At 42.5% G+C, this 233-nt stretch carries 1 protein-coding gene; it reads left to right on the top strand.

All coding sequences use genetic code 11. The annotated features are described in order from the left end of the window. The coding region (locus GOU96_RS18545; RefSeq protein ID WP_324702142.1) for a type II toxin-antitoxin system RelE/ParE family toxin at nt 1-207 on the top strand (207 nt) is incomplete at its 5' end. Nucleotides 208-233: the final 26 nt, after the last annotated feature.

The following is a 233-nucleotide window of genomic DNA, read 5'->3' as shown; positions in this document are numbered from 1 at the left end:
GCAGAAAAGTGGGTGAATGAAGTATTCGACAAAACGGAATTGCTCGGCTCAATGCCAGAAATGGGCCGCATGGTTCCTGAAATGCCTCATACGAACTACCGTGAAATAATTTTTGGTCATTACCGCATTATTTATAGTTTTAGCCACGAAATCCGCGTTCTAACAGTTCGTAACTGTCGTCAATTGCTCACGGAACATGATGTGTGAAACTGTGTTATAACAAACGCCTCAAG

This window comes from Vibrio sp. R-1 (genome assembly GCF_035615595.1).
Classification (GTDB): domain Bacteria; phylum Pseudomonadota; class Gammaproteobacteria; order Enterobacterales; family Vibrionaceae; genus Vibrio; species Vibrio cholerae.
The sequence above is the reverse complement of the archived record's forward strand: the minus strand, read 5'-3'. Positions and strand labels throughout refer to the sequence as shown.